The 15174-nt window shown below is 60.4% G+C and carries 14 protein-coding genes; 6 read left to right on the forward strand and 8 right to left on the reverse strand.

Going from position 1 to position 15174, the window contains the following annotated elements; translation table 11 throughout:
* Positions 1-499: 499 nt before the first annotated feature.
* On the reverse strand, positions 500-2476 hold the full coding sequence (locus BUC26_RS03105; RefSeq protein ID WP_073373363.1) for a sigma 54-interacting transcriptional regulator: 1977 nt from the start codon (positions 2474-2476) through the stop codon (positions 500-502).
* Between BUC26_RS03105 and BUC26_RS23385 the strand changes: the two genes are divergently transcribed.
* Complete coding sequence (locus BUC26_RS23385; RefSeq protein WP_153307075.1) at positions 2466-2633, forward strand: hypothetical protein; 168 nt, start codon at positions 2466-2468, stop codon at positions 2631-2633. The two genes, BUC26_RS03105 and BUC26_RS23385, sit on opposite strands and share 11 nt — an antisense overlap.
* Before the next feature lie 16 nt (positions 2634-2649).
* Here the strand turns inward: BUC26_RS23385 and ilvD are convergent, their stop codons facing one another.
* From ilvD to BUC26_RS03120, 3 genes are all read right to left on the reverse strand, one after another.
* On the reverse strand, positions 2650-4476 hold the full coding sequence (gene ilvD, locus BUC26_RS03110) for a dihydroxy-acid dehydratase (RefSeq protein ID WP_073373364.1): 1827 nt from the start codon (positions 4474-4476) through the stop codon (positions 2650-2652).
* A gap of 61 nt (positions 4477-4537) precedes the next feature.
* A complete protein-coding gene (locus BUC26_RS03115) occupies positions 4538-5512 on the reverse strand; it encodes an aldo/keto reductase (protein ID WP_073373365.1) in 975 nt (324 codons plus the stop codon).
* Positions 5513-5704: 192 nt separating this feature from the next.
* Positions 5705-6385, reverse strand: a complete 681-nt coding sequence (locus tag BUC26_RS03120; protein ID WP_161949793.1) for a GntR family transcriptional regulator — start codon at positions 6383-6385, stop codon at positions 5705-5707.
* A 267-nt stretch (positions 6386-6652) separates the two neighbouring features.
* Between BUC26_RS03120 and BUC26_RS03125 the strand changes: the two genes are divergently transcribed.
* Together BUC26_RS03125 and BUC26_RS03130 are read left to right on the forward strand one after the other, a co-directional pair.
* A complete protein-coding gene (locus BUC26_RS03125) occupies positions 6653-7480 on the forward strand; it encodes a 4Fe-4S binding protein (protein WP_073373367.1) in 828 nt (275 codons plus the stop codon).
* Positions 7477-8157, forward strand: a complete 681-nt coding sequence (locus BUC26_RS03130; protein ID WP_073373368.1) for a hypothetical protein — start codon at positions 7477-7479, stop codon at positions 8155-8157. The genes BUC26_RS03125 and BUC26_RS03130 overlap by 4 nt, the downstream gene beginning before the upstream one ends.
* Before the next feature lie 203 nt (positions 8158-8360).
* On the opposite strand, the gene BUC26_RS03135 is transcribed toward BUC26_RS03130, so the two are convergent.
* Positions 8361-9416 carry a tartrate dehydrogenase gene (locus BUC26_RS03135; RefSeq protein WP_208609705.1) on the reverse strand — a complete coding sequence of 352 codons (1056 nt, stop codon included), beginning with the start codon at positions 9414-9416 and terminating at the stop codon, positions 8361-8363.
* Between the two features lie 386 nt (positions 9417-9802).
* On the opposite strand from BUC26_RS03135, the gene BUC26_RS03145 reads away from it, so the two are divergent.
* Positions 9803-10612 (forward strand): sulfite exporter TauE/SafE family protein, encoded by an 810-nt coding sequence (locus tag BUC26_RS03145; RefSeq protein WP_208609706.1) that lies wholly within the window; start codon positions 9803-9805, stop codon positions 10610-10612.
* 15 nt (positions 10613-10627) lie between these two features.
* Here BUC26_RS03145 and BUC26_RS03150 read toward each other — a convergent pair whose 3' ends face one another.
* From BUC26_RS03150 to BUC26_RS03160, 3 genes are read right to left on the reverse strand one after another with little or no spacing between them, the layout of a single operon-like run.
* The gene (locus BUC26_RS03150; RefSeq protein ID WP_073373371.1) at positions 10628-11914 is read right to left on the reverse strand and encodes an MFS transporter; all 1287 of its coding nucleotides are present in this window, start codon (positions 11912-11914) and stop codon (positions 10628-10630) included.
* Positions 11915-11937: 23 nt separating this feature from the next.
* Positions 11938-12774 (reverse strand): VWA domain-containing protein, encoded by an 837-nt coding sequence (locus BUC26_RS03155; protein ID WP_161949794.1) that lies wholly within the window; start codon positions 12772-12774, stop codon positions 11938-11940.
* Entirely contained in the window at positions 12771-13961 is a 1191-nt protein-coding gene (locus BUC26_RS03160; RefSeq protein ID WP_073373372.1) for a magnesium chelatase ATPase subunit I, read from the reverse strand. Before BUC26_RS03160 ends, BUC26_RS03155 begins: the two co-directional genes overlap by 4 nt.
* A 253-nt stretch (positions 13962-14214) precedes the next feature.
* Here BUC26_RS03160 and BUC26_RS03165 point away from each other — a divergent pair, with 253 nt between their 5' ends.
* Both BUC26_RS03165 and BUC26_RS03170 read left to right on the forward strand, forming a co-directional pair.
* Positions 14215-14868, forward strand: a complete 654-nt coding sequence (locus BUC26_RS03165) for an RraA family protein (protein ID WP_073373373.1) — start codon at positions 14215-14217, stop codon at positions 14866-14868.
* Between the two features lie 4 nt (positions 14869-14872).
* The gene (locus BUC26_RS03170; RefSeq protein WP_073373374.1) at positions 14873-15172 is read left to right on the forward strand and encodes an MTH1187 family thiamine-binding protein; all 300 of its coding nucleotides are present in this window, start codon (positions 14873-14875) and stop codon (positions 15170-15172) included.
* Positions 15173-15174 lie beyond the last annotated feature (2 nt).

Below are 15174 nucleotides of genomic sequence, written 5' to 3' on the forward strand. Positions count from 1 at the left end.
GCGAGCCCATCCGGCTTCCCAGCCTGTGGCTGTTTGATCGAATAACGAACTTTGCTGCACCTCCTTGTACGCACGGTTGATTCTTGTCGCCGGCGATCTCTCGCGTTGTCACCTTCCTGCCCGTTGCTTGCTGCAAAGCAGGAAACGGGCACCAAGATGAAACATGCGGCAGAGATCAGCAACTGGTCGGTTGCATTCCGCCGTCTCTATGGTGAAACAACTCACCCCATCCCTGTTCTATAAGCAAAACCCAGGCCAATCGGAGTACTCACCGAAGCTTTTTTATAGAGGTGGTGATGCTTTCGGAATGGTGAACGAAAAATGTAGTATCGAAGGAAAAACCGAAGATGGAAATACCGGGGGGAGGGGGGAAGTCAGCTCCGTTTTGTTTCCGACATGAAACATGTTTCAATATGTTTCAAATGCGAAACGTTGAATCGCGGGTCAGCGCCCATGCACCGAATCCACCCCGCGCGTCGAACCAATTATTGTCGGGCCGTCATGGCTCCGTGTCGATATGCTGCAGCTTCCGCCACAGGGTTGTGCGACTGATACCGAGCTTGCGGGCCGCCGCTGTTTTGCTGCCGCGGCATTCCTGCAGGACCTTTTGGATGAGCCGGTATTCGTAGGAGGCCGTTTCCTGATCCAATCCCTGCGGTGGAGGTGCCGTCTCACGGTCCGGGCCGCCGGCAACCACCGGGTCAACGGTTGTTTCGGCCGGCTCGCGGCAGGACGACGGTTCGTCGCCTGCTTCGGTGACGAACTCCTGGAGTTGCAGCGCCTTGCGGACATCTTCGGCGTGAATCAAGCCCCCCGGTGTCAATACCGACAAACGCTCCATCGCGTTGCGCAGCTGCCTGATATTACCGGGCCAGCCATAGTCCAGCAGCAAATCCTGAGAATTTTGCGAAAACAAGCCCGGCGGCTTGCTTTGGGCGGCATAGAATTCCTGGAGGAAGTGATCGGCAATCGGCAGGATATCTTCCCGCCGCTGGTTCAGCGTCGGAATGGGCAAAGACAAGACGTTGAGGCGGTAATAGAGATCTTCACGAAACTGCCCGTCGGCCACCATCTCCCTGAGATTACGATGGGTCGCCGCAATCAGGCGGACGTTGATCGGCAGGATACGACTGTCACCCAACCGCATGACTTCGCGCTGTTCGATTGCCCGAAGGAACCGTGATTGCAACATCGGCGGCATCTCGCCGACTTCATCGAGGAGCAGGGTGCCGCCGTGGGCCATCTCGAACACCCCGGCCTTGCCGCCCCGACGAGCACCGGTGAAGGCACCCTCGACATAACCGAAAAGCTCACTTTCCAGGATGGACTCGGGCAGCGCGGCGCAATTGATCGCGACGAACGGCTCATTCCTGCGCCGACTCGCATTATGGATAGCCTGGGCGAAGATCTCCTTGCCGGTCCCGGTTCGCCCGTAGAGCAGGATGGTCGAATCGATGGCTGCATATTCTCGCCCCAGCACCACCGCCTCCAGCAGCGCCGGACTGCGGCCGATGATATCGGAAAAACGGTAATGGGCGGTCAGCCCTTTGTCCGACAGCTTGCGCCGCACCTTGCTCTCAATTTTCTGCAGCGCATCCAGTTTCTGAAATGTCGTTACTACCCCTTCGATCCTACGGTCGACGATGATCGGTATCCGGTTGCCGACCACTTTGACCGAGCCGATCTCGAAAACCGCCCCGAGTTCGGGGCGTCCGGACTGGAGCAGGAGATGGCAACCGGCGTCGGGTATAACCTCGGTAACGTCACGGTTAATCGCCTGTTCCGCCGACCAGCCGGACAGCTCCTCGGCCACCCGGTTAAACACGGTGATCCTTGCATGCCGGTCCAGCACGATAATGCCGTCATAGGTGAAGTTGAAGATCGCCTTGAGCTGTTCGGCCTTGCGTTTTTCCAGCTTTCTCACTTCATTGACCCGGCGCGCTTCGAGCAGCGCGGTGCGCACGGTCTCGAACGCCGAGGTGATGATCACCGCCTCCAGTCCCTGCGCCCGAGCCTCCCGGGCCATGGCTATCTTGCCGATGACGACATCGGCGCCTTTTTCCTTGAGCAACCCGATGCCATGGGAAATATCGTCGAGATCGTTCTGACAGGTGTACTTGATCAGCGTGTCTTCGATGATCTTCTCGAGACTGGGCAGGCCGAGAATCACATCCTCAACGTCGACGATGCCGACCCGATTGCCAAGATTCTTGGCTTCCTTGTAGGCCCGCAGAATGTCATAACCGCCGATGCGGATATCGACGACCGGCAGCTCTATTCCGGACTGTTTGATCTTGGAGGCGGTCAACCCCCGACTGACGATGACCTGATAGCCATTTTTTTCCGCGCCGGCGGCAAACTCGACGGCCTCATCCATCCGGGTGATGCGGATATCGACATCATCGTCGTCGCCGATCACCTTCAAACCGATCTCGGCCAGTTCCGGATAGGGGCAGATGAAGAGGATGTCAGCCATCGAACCTGTTGCGAGCGGCCTGCATGAGCGCCGCCCGCATCCATACAGCAGGGTTTATATGAAAATCGGCGGGACAGGTTTTAACCTGTCCCCCGCTCACTTTCAAAAACCAACCAGCCTTTCCGACCACAGCGCCGATTTTCATTGTTCGCTGTGACGCCCCGTCATGGGGGTTAGAGAATACGGACCGCTCCGGTATCCGCCGAGGCGGCGAACCGGGCGTAAGCCTGCAGCGATTTCGGCGCCTGCCGGTCGCGCACCGGCTGGAAAGCCTGGTCTCCCCGAGCCTCTTCCTTGCGGCGTCGTTGATCCAGCTCCTCGGCCGGCACATGCAGCTTGATGGAGCGATTCGGGATATCGATCTCGATCTGGTCGCCGTCCTTTACCAGGCCGATCAGGCCGCCGGCGGCAGCTTCCGGGGAAACGTGGCCGATCGACAGTCCGGAAGTCGCTCCGGAAAAACGCCCGTCGGTGATCAGCGCACATTTCGTGCCGAGTTTCATCGACTTGATATAAGAGGTCGGGTAGAGCATCTCCTGCATACCCGGCCCACCTTTCGGTCCCTCGTATATGATAAAGACCACGTCTCCGGCGACCACCGCTCCACCGAGGATGCCCTCACTGGCCTCTTCCTGGGACTGAAACACCTTGGCGCGACCGGTAAAATTCAGGATCGATGCATCGACGCCGGCGGTCTTCACGATGCTGCCCTTCTCGGCAATATTGCCATAGAGTACCGCCAGGCCGCCATCGGGCGAATAGGCGTGGTCCCGGTCGCGGATGCAACCGCCTTTTCGGTCCCGGTCAAGTTCCGGGTATTGATTGCCTTGAGAGCCCATGATCAGGTTGCGGCCGCTGTTGCCGGGCGCGGCGCCGTAGAGACGCAGCGCTTCTTCGCTGGCCGACTGCCGCATGATGTCATAGGCGTCAAGCGCCTCGGCTAGGTTCATGCCATCCACCCGGCCGACACTCGTGTCGAGCAGCCCGCAACGATCAAGCTCACCCATGATACCGAGGATGCCACCAGCCCGGTTGACGTCCTGGACATGGTAGGGGGAACTCGGCGAGACTTTGCACAGGTTCGGAATCTTGCGCGACAAACGGTCAATGTCGGCCATTTTGAAGTCGACTTCTGCCTCGTGGGCGATGGCCAGGATATGCAGCACCGTATTGGTCGAACCGCCCATCGCGATATCGAGAGCCATCGCGTTTTCGAAGGCTTCCTTGGTACAGACCGAACGCGGCAGCACCGAGGCATCCTCGTTGCCGTACCACGCCTCGCACAGGGCCACGATTCGCTCCGCTGCGCCGGTGAACATCTGCCGCCGCAGTGTGTGGGTAGCGACCACCGTACCGTTGCCGGGCAGGGCCATACCGAGGGCCTCGGCCAGACAGTTCATCGAATTGGCGGTGAACATGCCCGAGCATGAACCGCAGGTCGGACAGGAGGCCCGCTCGATGGTGGCGATGTCTTCATCGCTGACCGATTGATCGGCGGCCATGATCATCGTGTCGACCAGATCGAGCCCTCGTCCCAATGCCTGCCCTGCTTCCATCGGTCCGCCGGAGACATAGATCGCCGGAATGTTGAGCCGCATCGCCGCCATCAGCATGGCCGGCACGATCTTGTCGCAATTGGCGATGAGCACCATCGCATCGACCTGGTGGGCGTTGCACATGTACTCGATGGAATCGGCTATCAGCTCCCTGGACGGCAGGGAATAGAGCATGCCGGCATGCCCCATGGCAATGCCGTCATCGATCGCGATGGTATCGAACTCCGGGGCAAAACAGCCGAGTTGTTCGATCCGCTGCTTGACCATCTGACCGACCTGGTGCAGATGCATGTGACCGGGAACCAATTGGGTGAAGGAGTTGACGACGGCGATGATCGGTTTGCCGAATTGCTCCTCGGTCATCCCGTTGGCCCGCCACAGCGAGCGGGCGCCGGCCATTCTCCTGCCATGCGTGGTGGTGGTACTGCGCAGAGCGATTGCCATGATATTACCTCTTTGAATTTCGTTTTTTCCAAGCTCCCCTCAAGCTGCAGGCGGGCCGCGGTTACGGCTTGATATCGTCTGTCCGGTCGGTGGCCGGCGGCGGCGTCGGCGTCAAAGCGGCCAGCCGGTGGTACAGCTCTTCAGTCATATCGATTTCCAATGCGTTGAGCGAGTCTTCCAGTTGCACGGTGTTGCGCGCCCCGATGATCGGTGCGGTGATCGCCGGGTGGGCCGCCGCCCAGGCCACCGCGAGACTAACCGGATTGTACCCGTTCGAACGGGCGAAATCGACATATTTGACCGCCGCGGCCAGCATCCATTCGTCGCCATAACGCCGGCCGTAACTGGCCAACCGGCCGAGGCGATGTTCGGACGGCTCGATGGATTGCCCGTATTTACCGGTGAGCAATCCGCCCCCCAGCGGGTTGTAACTGAAGACCCCGAGCCCGGCCGCCTCGGCATGCGGCAGGATCTCAACCTCGGCCTGGCGCTTGACCAGGTTGTACATCGGCTGAATGCAGACGAAACCGGGCCAGTCGTGCCGGGCCGACACCCCAAGGGCCGTGGCAACTTGCCAGGCGGCGAAGTTACTGGCACCGATATAGCGGATCTTGCCTTGGCGCACCAGGTCGTCCAGCGCCGACAGCGTTTCTTCCAGCGATGTGTGCGGGTCGAAACGGTGCAGGAAATAGATGTCTATCCACGAGGTGCGCAGCCGCTTCAGGCTCGCCTCCACCGACGCGGTGAGATTACGACGTGAAGAACCGCGGGCATTGATATCGGTGCCCATCTGCCCCCACCCCTTGCTGGTGATGATCAACTCGTCGCGACAGCCGGCGATCAACTGACCGAGAATCTCCTCGGCCGACCCTTTGCTGTAGACGTTGGCACAGTCGAAGGTATTAATACCGGCATCGCGGCAACGATGGAACAGGGCCGCCGACTCGCGGGGATCGGCCTCGTTGCCGAAGGTCATCGTACCCATGCACAGCTGGGAGACCTGAATGCCGGTGGATCCGAGATAGTGATACTGCATGGCACTCCTCCAATGATGGTGAATGATTATTGTTATGATATCAGGCTGCCGTGAGAATTTCGAGCCTGCCGGCAAAAATTAAAACAAATGAGAATAGTGGCCGCTTCCATAGAGGCCTCATCCCAGGAACGAACTGCTTTCATAGCGCACAGAGAACGGATCGTACGACCATTTCGCCGAGGTAACCGTCTTTCAACGGGCTGCCGGCCCACCGGGAAGCGGCGTGTCTTCCCGGGCCTCCCGAACGTGTGCCCGCATGATCCGCTCACAAAGCTGGGTATCGCCGAGATCAAGCGCCAACAGGATCTTTTTGTGGCCGGCGATGCTCCGGCGAGCGCCACCGAGATGGACCAGGGTATTTTCTCGATAGCGCAGCACATAGTGCCGCATATCTTCGATCAAGCCGTGCAGCCGTGGCCGGGAGCCGGCAATCAGACCGGACAGCAGGTCATGAAACCGGGTGTTGAGCGCGAAAACGCGGTCCAAATCTTCTGTGCCGCAGGCCTGCTCCGCCTGGACCACCAGCGCCCGCAATTCATCCAGCGCCTCGGCAGTTATAGTCGCCGCCAGACAAGCCAGAGCGTGGCCTTCCAGAACCGCCCGGATCTCGAACAACTCGTTCATGTCCTCGAGAGAATCATCGGGCACCTGGAACCCACGGGCGCCGGCGGCAATGACCAGCCCTTCCAACTCCAGTTTGTGCAGCGCCTCACGAATCGGCGTACGACTCACGCCGAGACGCCCGGCGAGAAACTGTTCGGTCAGGCGCTGTCCGGGACGGAATTGCCCGGTCACCAATTGTCGACGGAGCAACCGATAGGTCTGTTCACGCACGGAACGGGAACGAACGGGAGTCGCACTCAGTGAATCCACTATTTTGTATCCAAAAATGTTAGAAGCATAGCTCTTCCTACCCGATCCCACCGATGTCGTCAAGTTTTTCGCTAACATCTGATAACTAATTGTACATTAGCAATATTTTACTATTAACAAGCAAACGACAGGCTTGTTCCGAACCGCTTGTCGGACGACTATGACCAACGAAACCGTTGCCACTCCCCTCTTTTTTGGATACAATACCAGAGACCTGCCGGAAACGGCCCTGAACCTCCCCTTTAACCATCGAGGATCACTGCGGTTATGAACATTTCAAAGGAAAAATGCGTCGGGTGCGCCAATTGCATCCCCATCTGTTCCGTCGGCGCCATTTACATCGGCGAGGACGGTCTGGCGGAGATCAATACGGAGACCTGTGTCGAGTGCCACAATTGCTATCGGAGCCTGAGCTTCGAGCACCTCCAGCCGGGATTGACGCGGACCATTCGCCGCATATTGAAGAAATTCGGCCTGCGCTTTCAACCCGATCCCGATGTCTGCCCGACCGAGGCCTTCATCCCGGACGAGCTTTCCTGGCCGCGCATCGTCCGACGCGCCTTCAGCGACCCGATGGTCACCCACGAGTCGACCGGCGTTCATGGGCGCGGCACCGAGGAAGTCAAGACCAATGACGTCAGTCATCGCATCAAGCCCGGTGATGTCGGCATCGTCGTCGAATTCGGCCGTCCCGGCATCGGTGTCTATTTTCGCGAGGTACAAAAAGCGACCATGGCCATGGCCGCGGCGCGCGTCGTCTTCGAAGAAGGCAACCCGGTGACCCAGATGATGGCCGACCGGCAAATCGGCACCATCCGGGAAGACGTTCTCGACGAGAAGGTCCTCTCCTGCATCGTCGAGATCACCGTACCGCTCGACGATACCGTCCGAGTCCTCGGCGTCGTCAAGCAGATCTGCCAAGCGGCCGAGACGGTGATCTCCATCGGCGTCTCGACCGTCTGCGATGAGGCCGGCAACGATCCGATCAGGGAGCTTCTCGAACGGGAAGGCTATCAGGTCGGCTGGGCGAAAGTAAATCTCGGCCTGGGGCGGGCCAGCAACGCCTCTATCAGCACTGCGGGAGGTGCGCAATGACCAATACACTCCACCGTTTCGGCACAGCGGAAACCCTGAAAAACGATTTCATCGTCTTTGCCATGGCCGGCAAGGGCTTCAACGATGAAGGCGCTTTGGACAAGGCGAAGACCTTCTTGCGGACCGCCATCAAGTACCGGCCGATCAACATGGGCAACGCCCTGGTCAATGCCCTCTATCGCCCGGAAAAGGATCTGACCTTTATCAAGCTCTACTTCGTCGGCCGACAGGAAAAGACCACCTACGAGCGGCTTATCGACGAGATCCCGGGTCCCGGTTCGGCGGCCGTGGTCTTTGACGACGGCGCCGCCGCCAGCCAGTTCGTTCGCGAGATCAAAGGACTCGATCTCGGTCTGTCGATCAATATCAGCGCCCTGGTGGACGATGTCCGGGGCATCTGCGGCGAAGTCGACATTACCCCGCATGCGGTCGAATATACCCTCGGCTTCCACGGCGACACCAGCCGCCTGCCGGATCGCGACACCCTGTCGCTGTCGACCATGTGCGGCCACGGCATGGTCTCGCCCAATTTCGCCAAAAAGATGATCGACCGGGTCAAGGAAGGCCGGATGGCCCCCGAAGCGGCAGCCTCCTGTATGGCCAAGTTCTGCGTCTGCGGGGTCTTCAATACGACCCGAGCAATGCGGGTGCTCAATCGGGTGAAGAAAGGCGAATAACTGCCGGCCTCAGGTCTCAACACCCTCAACCGGCAGACTGCTCCTCCATACGCAGTCTGCCGGTTGATTTTTTTACCCCCCGTGACAGGGCACAAAAGACACGGAAAATCGGCATCGTGGTTGGAAGGGCAGCAATAATACAGATCAAAACCTGTCCCACCGTTGGATTAGAGAGCGGAGGACAGGTAAAACCTGTCCCGCCGTTAGGAAAGACTGCCGATAACGCGCTCGGTAAACGAGTCAGTCGTCTCGCTGCCACCCAGGTCACGGGTCAGAAAGCCGTCACCGGTGACCTTTTCCACCGCCGCCATCAAGGCCGCGCCGGCCGGGGCCTCGCCGAGGAAATCGAGCATCATTTGGATCGACCAGAAGGTGGCGATCGGATTTGCTACGCCTTGTCCGGCGATGTCGGGCGCCGAGCCGTGCACCGGCTCGAACATCGACGGGAACTCCCGCTCGACGTTGAGGTTGGCCGATGGCGCTACGCCGATGCCACCGGCCACCGCCGGACCGAGATCGGAGAGGATATCGCCGAACAGATTCGAGCCGACCACCACGTCGAACCAGTCGGGATGCTGCACGAAATGGGCGGTCAGGATATCGATGTGGAACTGGTCGCAGCGCAGGTCCGGATAGTCGGCAGTCACTGCGCGAAACCGCTCGTCCCAGTACGGCATGGTAAAACGGATGCCGTTCGATTTGGTGGCCGAGGTCAGGTGACGGGCCGGGCGGTTCATGGCCGTCTCGCAGGCAAAGCGGATCACCCGGTCGACGCCTTTCCGGGTAAAGACCGACTCCTGCACCACCACCTCACGGTCGGTGCCGGTGAACAGGCGACCGCCGATATCCGAGTATTCGCCCTCGGTGTTCTCCCTTACCACGAGAAAATCGATATCTGCCGCGGTCCGGCCGGCCAGCGGTGACGAAATACCGTTGAGCAGCCGCACCGGACGGAGATTGACATATTGCTCGAACTGACGGCGAATCGGCAGTAGTAGACCCCACAGCGAGACGTGGTCCGCTACGTTCGGGGCACCGACCGCCCCGAGCAGGATTGCCTGAAACGGGCGCAGCTGCTCCAGGCCGTCGGCCGGCATCATTTCACCGTGCTGCCGGTAATAGGCGCAGGAAAAAGGAAACTCGGTCAATTGCAGACCGAACTGAAACTCTTTGGCCAGCACTTCCAGCACCTTCACGCCTGCCGGGATGACTTCCCTGCCGATCCCGTCACCGGGAATCAGCGCAATCTGATAGTCCATATGCGTGCTCCTGTCCATGTCTGAAGGGAACCTTGAAAAATTATCATTTCGCCCAATTTCATCGTTGCGTAATCAACTTTTATCATCGGAATATCGTGTATATGCCTGCGATATAATTTTCCTGCGCGCCTCGATCTTGAACGAAATTCCGAATGTTTCAAGATCCCCTGATGATGCCTGAAAATTTCGGGCTACCTTCCACCTCACTGCAGCTTAGCAGAACCGGGCAAAACGACCAAATCATTCCTGCTTACCTCGGCGTGATCATAGCGGATCGCTCCTTTTGCCGGAACATGACGCTTGATCGTGGAACGACTGGTGGCGTCCTGGTATAGTAATGGACTTCGTCACCATTGCCGATACCATCCTTTACTGGGAGAAGGCCGATGCCCACCGACTTCACCACCATGCTCCTGGCCTATGGCGCGGTCGGCGCGTTCGTCGGCATCCTCGCCGGACTGCTCGGTGTCGGCGGCGGCGGCGTGATCGTGCCGCTGCTGGTCTTCGTCTTCCACCTGCAGGGGGTCAGTGACCAGATAACCATGCACCTGGCCCTCGGCACCTCGCTGGCCAGCATCGTGTTTACGTCGATCTCGAGCTTCATGGCCCACCATCGCCGTGGTGCCGTACACTGGCGGACGGTGCGGCTGATCGTGGCCGGCATCGTCGGCGGCACGCTGCTCGGCTCCCGCTGCGCGGCGCTGCTATCCACCGATTTCCTGAAAGGGTTTTTCGTGCTGTTCCTCTACTTCGTTGCGCTGCAGATGCTCGTCAACCGGCCGCCGAAACCGTCTCGGGAACTCCCCGGACTGGCCGGCATGTCGGTCACCGGCGGAGTGATCGGTCTACTCTCCAGCCTGGTCGGCATCGGTGGCGGTTCGCTGTCGGTACCGTTCATGGTCTGGTGCAATATCGCCGTCCATCGCGCCATCGGCACCTCGGCCGCAATCGGCCTGCCGATCGCGCTGGCCGGCACCGTCGGCTATGTGGTCAACGGCTGGGGGCAGCCTCAGCTGCCAGCCTATTGCGTGGGGTTTGTTTACCTGCCGGCCCTGGCCGGCATCGCCGCCGTCAGCGTCCTGACCGCACCGCTCGGCGTGCGGCTGGCGCACCGATTGCCGGTGGACAAACTGCGCAAGATCTTTGCGCTGATGCTGATCGCTGTCGGCACCCGGATGCTGGCTAGCATCTTCTGAAGGGAACCTGAATCTTCAGTGCTCCGCCATCTCGCAATAGGATTCCCGGGTGAACAATACCATCAAGACAGAAACCGCCGCACACAGCGTCAGCCAGAGAAAGGCGGCTGAATAGGCCTCGGCCGGATAGATCCGGGCCCCGCCGACGAGCACGCCCTGCCAGTGCGCATCGAGGATAGAACCGAGGAGCGGCTGCAGAATCGCCGCGATACCGAGCACCGCCATATTCACCACCCCGCCAACGGCGCCAGAGGCGCCCGGATGATTGACTTCCCGGGAAAAGGCAAAGCCGATGATCAGTGCGCCGGATGTAAACCCGATCGCTGCCAGTAGCGGGTAGAGCAACTGATACGGCAGCTCCACCAGCAGAAAAACGGTCCAGAGCAGCGCTGTCGCCAGATTGCATACCAGGTACGGCAGCTTGCGCCGGCCGATTCGGTCGGAGATGGCGCCGAGCACCGGGCCACCGATAGCCCAGGCGATCAGCATGGTGGTGGTGATGGTAGCGGCATGTGAGCGACCCAGTCCATAGACCTGCGTCAGGTACGGCACGCCCCAGAGCCCCGCGAAGACGAGGACCGGCGCCGCTGACAGACCGCCGGCAAAGAATAGCAGCCAGGTCTGTTTTTTCAAAACCACCGACTTGAGGGCGACACCAGCGGGCAGGGAACCGTTCTGCAACACCGAGGCATGGGCGTGACTGCGGTAGTCATAGGAGCTCGGGTCATCACGCACGGTCAGCCAGATGATCAGCGCGGCGGCCAGGGTCAGACCGCCGCTGACACCCATCGACAGACGCCAGCCGAACGATGCCACCGCCTCGGACAATGGCACCCCGGCCAGCACTCCGCCGATATTGCCAAAGAGCAGAGCAACTCCGGTCACCGTGGCGAAGCGATTCGTCGGGAACCAGTGACCGGCCAGTTTCATGCAGGAAACGAAGGCCACCGCCACCGAGGCGCCGATCACCACCCGGCCGATAATCGCCGTCGCCAGATTCGGGCCGTAGGCAAAGATAAAGATGCCGGCGGCGCAGGCAGCGCAGGCATAACTGCTGAGGCGACGCGCCCCGATCCGGTCGACGAGCAGGCCACTGGGGATCTGCATCGCTGCGTAGGCGTAAAAATAGGCCGCGGACAAGTTGCCGAGCAGGGCCCCGCCCATGGCGAAATCGCGCATCAACTCCTCGACCATGACCGCCGGGGCCATGCGTTGAAAAAAGCCGATCAGGTACAAAACGGCAACCAGGCCCCACATCAGCCAACCAAGCCACGCCGGCGGATATCCTTTCGTCTGCTGCATTTCTGTTACGTCTCCTTCTCTCATCAAGAAAAACCGACCACCGCCCGGACCATGCCGCCGGTGCGCAGTCGGCTGATATGTTCATAGGTGCCGCCCAGTGCTTCCGCCAGTCGGCGCATCTCCGGGGCCGGACTGCTGAGCGGCCTGGTGTCGATGACCAGGGAGGCGATCCGGTCCCGCCCGATCCTGCTGCCGATGGCCAACAGTTCGCTCTGAACCTCACCGGCAGGGCACGCGGGATCGTATGGCACGTTCGCTTCACCGTCGGAGAGAACGACCAATAATGGCCGGCTTTCAGGATCTTTCAACCGCTCCGTGCGGATCAGCTGCCAGGCCTTCATCAAACCGTCGGCGAACGGGGTCGCACCGCCGGTCGGCAGCGACTTGAGCTGCCGCTGGGCCAAGGCCAGACTGGTCGTCGGTGGCAGGACCAGTGTTGCCGATTCCTCGCGAAAGACCACCAGTCCAACCCGGTGCCGCTTCTGGTAGACCTTGCCGAGGATGGCCAGGACCGCCCCCTTGGCGGCCCTGATCCGATTGGACGTCCCGTCGTCCCCCATCGAGTCGGAAGAGTCGACGACAAAGACCACCAGGGTCCGGCGCGGGCGCCGGTAGATTTTCTTGCGCAGATCGCCCGGCGTCAGGGTCAGTCTGCCATCTGCAGTCAGCCCCTGCTGCCTGAGCAGCGCCGCCCGGACGGTGGCGTCGGCGGCCAGATCGAAACCGCGCTCCCGCTCCCCCACCGGTTCGGCCCGGGTGTATCGGCCGGCCGAGCCGGTTACCGTGGCCGTTTTGGCGCGGCCGCGGCCACCGCCGGCCAGCACCATCCCGTCAAGATCGACATCGGCGAGACAGGTCAATTCATCCGCGTCGAAAACGACTTTTTTTTTTCGGCAAGGAAGGTAAAGAGCATGCCGACATTCGAGGCGGCCATCGAACCGGGCACCTGCATCGGCAGGTCCTCCCATTCCTCAATCTGGCCGGTCGAGGGCTGCACATCGTCGGCGGTCTCCCGGTCATCGGCTACCCGCCGGAGCGCCTCTTCGAGTTTTTCCTCGATCTGCTCGGCGGTGGCCAGTGCCACCGTGGTGATCCGGTGCGGCAGCACAAAACGGGCCGCGTCGCGGATATGGTCGAACCGGACCTCGTCTTCTTCAAGAAATGCTGCCAGCGCCCGCGCCGTCTTGACGATGCCGATATCGGCACGATGCCCCTGGGCCTTGACCTCCTGCGCCAGCGCCACGGCCCGGCCGAGCATCTCGTCGGAGACCATGACCTGCGGCAACCGTGCACGGGCCCGGTCAACCAGGGCGGTCAGCAGCTCTTCATCATCGGCGTAGCCGGCAACAAATCCCTCCGGATCGAGATCAAAAGCGATCCGGCGGCTGACCACCCGACGTCGTTGCATTGCCTCGCTTTCGCCAGCCACCGTCAGGCTCAGACCGAAACGATCGAGAAACTGCGGCCGTAGCTCGCCCTCCTCCGGATTCATCGTGCCGACGAGCATAAAGCGGGCCGGATGGACAAAGGAAATTCCCTCCCGCTCCACCAGATTGACGCCGGATGCCGCCGCGTCGAGCAGGATATCGACCAGGTGATCATCGAGCAGGTTCACTTCGTCGACATAGAGAATGCCGCGATTTGCGGCAGCCAGCAATCCCGGCTCGAAGCGCCGCTCACCGGTGGCCAGGATCTGCTCGACGTGCAGGGTGCCGATCACCCGGTCCTCAGTGGCCGACAGCGGCAACTCGACCAGCGGCATCGGCCTGGACACCGTCGGCAACGATTCGCCGGGCCGAAAACGCTCGCGACAAGACGGACACATCATCCGTTCGTCCGCCGGATCGCAATTGTAGGGACAGCCTTGGACGACGTCGATCTGCGGCAGGATATGAGCAAGCGCCCGGACCGCCGTCGACTTACCGGTGCCTTTCTGGCCGCTGATCAGCACTCCACCGATGGCGGGATCGACAGCATTGAGCAGCAGCGCGGTCTTCATTTTTTCCTGGCCGACCAGAGCGGTAAAAGGAAATACGGATCGTTTCATCGGATTTCGTATAATTTCAGTATAATGAAAGTGGTAAGACCAATTTAACTAGTAAATAATACAAGAAATAGTTCCATAATGGAAATCAAATTTACTGGATGGCCCGATCAAAAACGATGTATAATGTTTCTGTGTTTTTTTATCGGCCCCATGATTGAGGCCACACTGAACAATAAAAAAACTTTGCCACTGAAAGTCAGCGGGGGACAGGTTAAAACCTGTCCCACCGTTGGCTGAGCTTTGGAGGAAACCGATGCCGGAACTGCTATCGTTCGCCGACCTGTCCCCCACCTGTTTTGCCGACGTCCTGCCGATCGAGCAGGTCATGGAGCCCGGCATCGTACCGCTCTGGCCGGATATGCCCCGAATTGCCGGACCCGCTTTTACCGTCCGCTGTGCTCCGGGCGACAACCTGATGCTGCATGCCGCCATCTATCGCGCCAAGCCCGGTTCGATCATCGTCGTCCAGGCGGGCGATCACCGTTTCGCCGTATCCGGCGGCAACGTCTGCGCGGTGGCCGGGCAGCGCGGTATCGCCGGCTTTGTCGTCGACGGGGTGATTCGCGATCTGCAGGAGGTCAAAGACATCGGTTTTCCGGTATTCGCCCGCGGAGTCAGCCCAAAACCGGGGGGCAAGAAGGTCTATATGCCGTTGAACGAGGTCATCACCTGCGGCGGCATCGGTGTCGGACCGGGCGACTTGATCGTCGCCGACCGGGAAGGCATCGTCGCCATTCCGGCCGCCCGCAGACAGGAGATCCTTGCCGCCGCCCGGCAGCGCCAGGCAGCCGACGACGCGACACCATTGGCACAGTGGCGCGATAAGCACCGGCAGCGCATCGCCGAATTACTGATCAAGGCCGGTTGTCCCGACGGGGCGCCCGAACCCGGCACTACCCGGAGGTAACAGCATGAAGGTCATCATGGATCTGACCGTTTCGCCGTTCGGCGTCGGCCTGTCCGTTTCGCCCTATATCGCCGCCTGTCACGAAATTTTCGCCGAGGCAGGCCTGAAAACCAATCTCCACGCCTACGGCACCAATATCGAAGGGGAGTGGGACGAGGTCTTCGCCGCCGTCAAGCTGTGCCATGAAAAACTGCACGCGATGGGGATCCCGCGCCTGACCAGCAGCATCAAGGTCGGCACCAGAACGGACAAAGAGCAATCCCTGCACGACAAGATCGACAGCGTCAAAAACAAACTGGCATAATG

The organism is Desulfofustis glycolicus DSM 9705, assembly GCF_900130015.1.
Taxonomy (GTDB): domain Bacteria; phylum Desulfobacterota; class Desulfobulbia; order Desulfobulbales; family Desulfocapsaceae; genus Desulfofustis; species Desulfofustis glycolicus.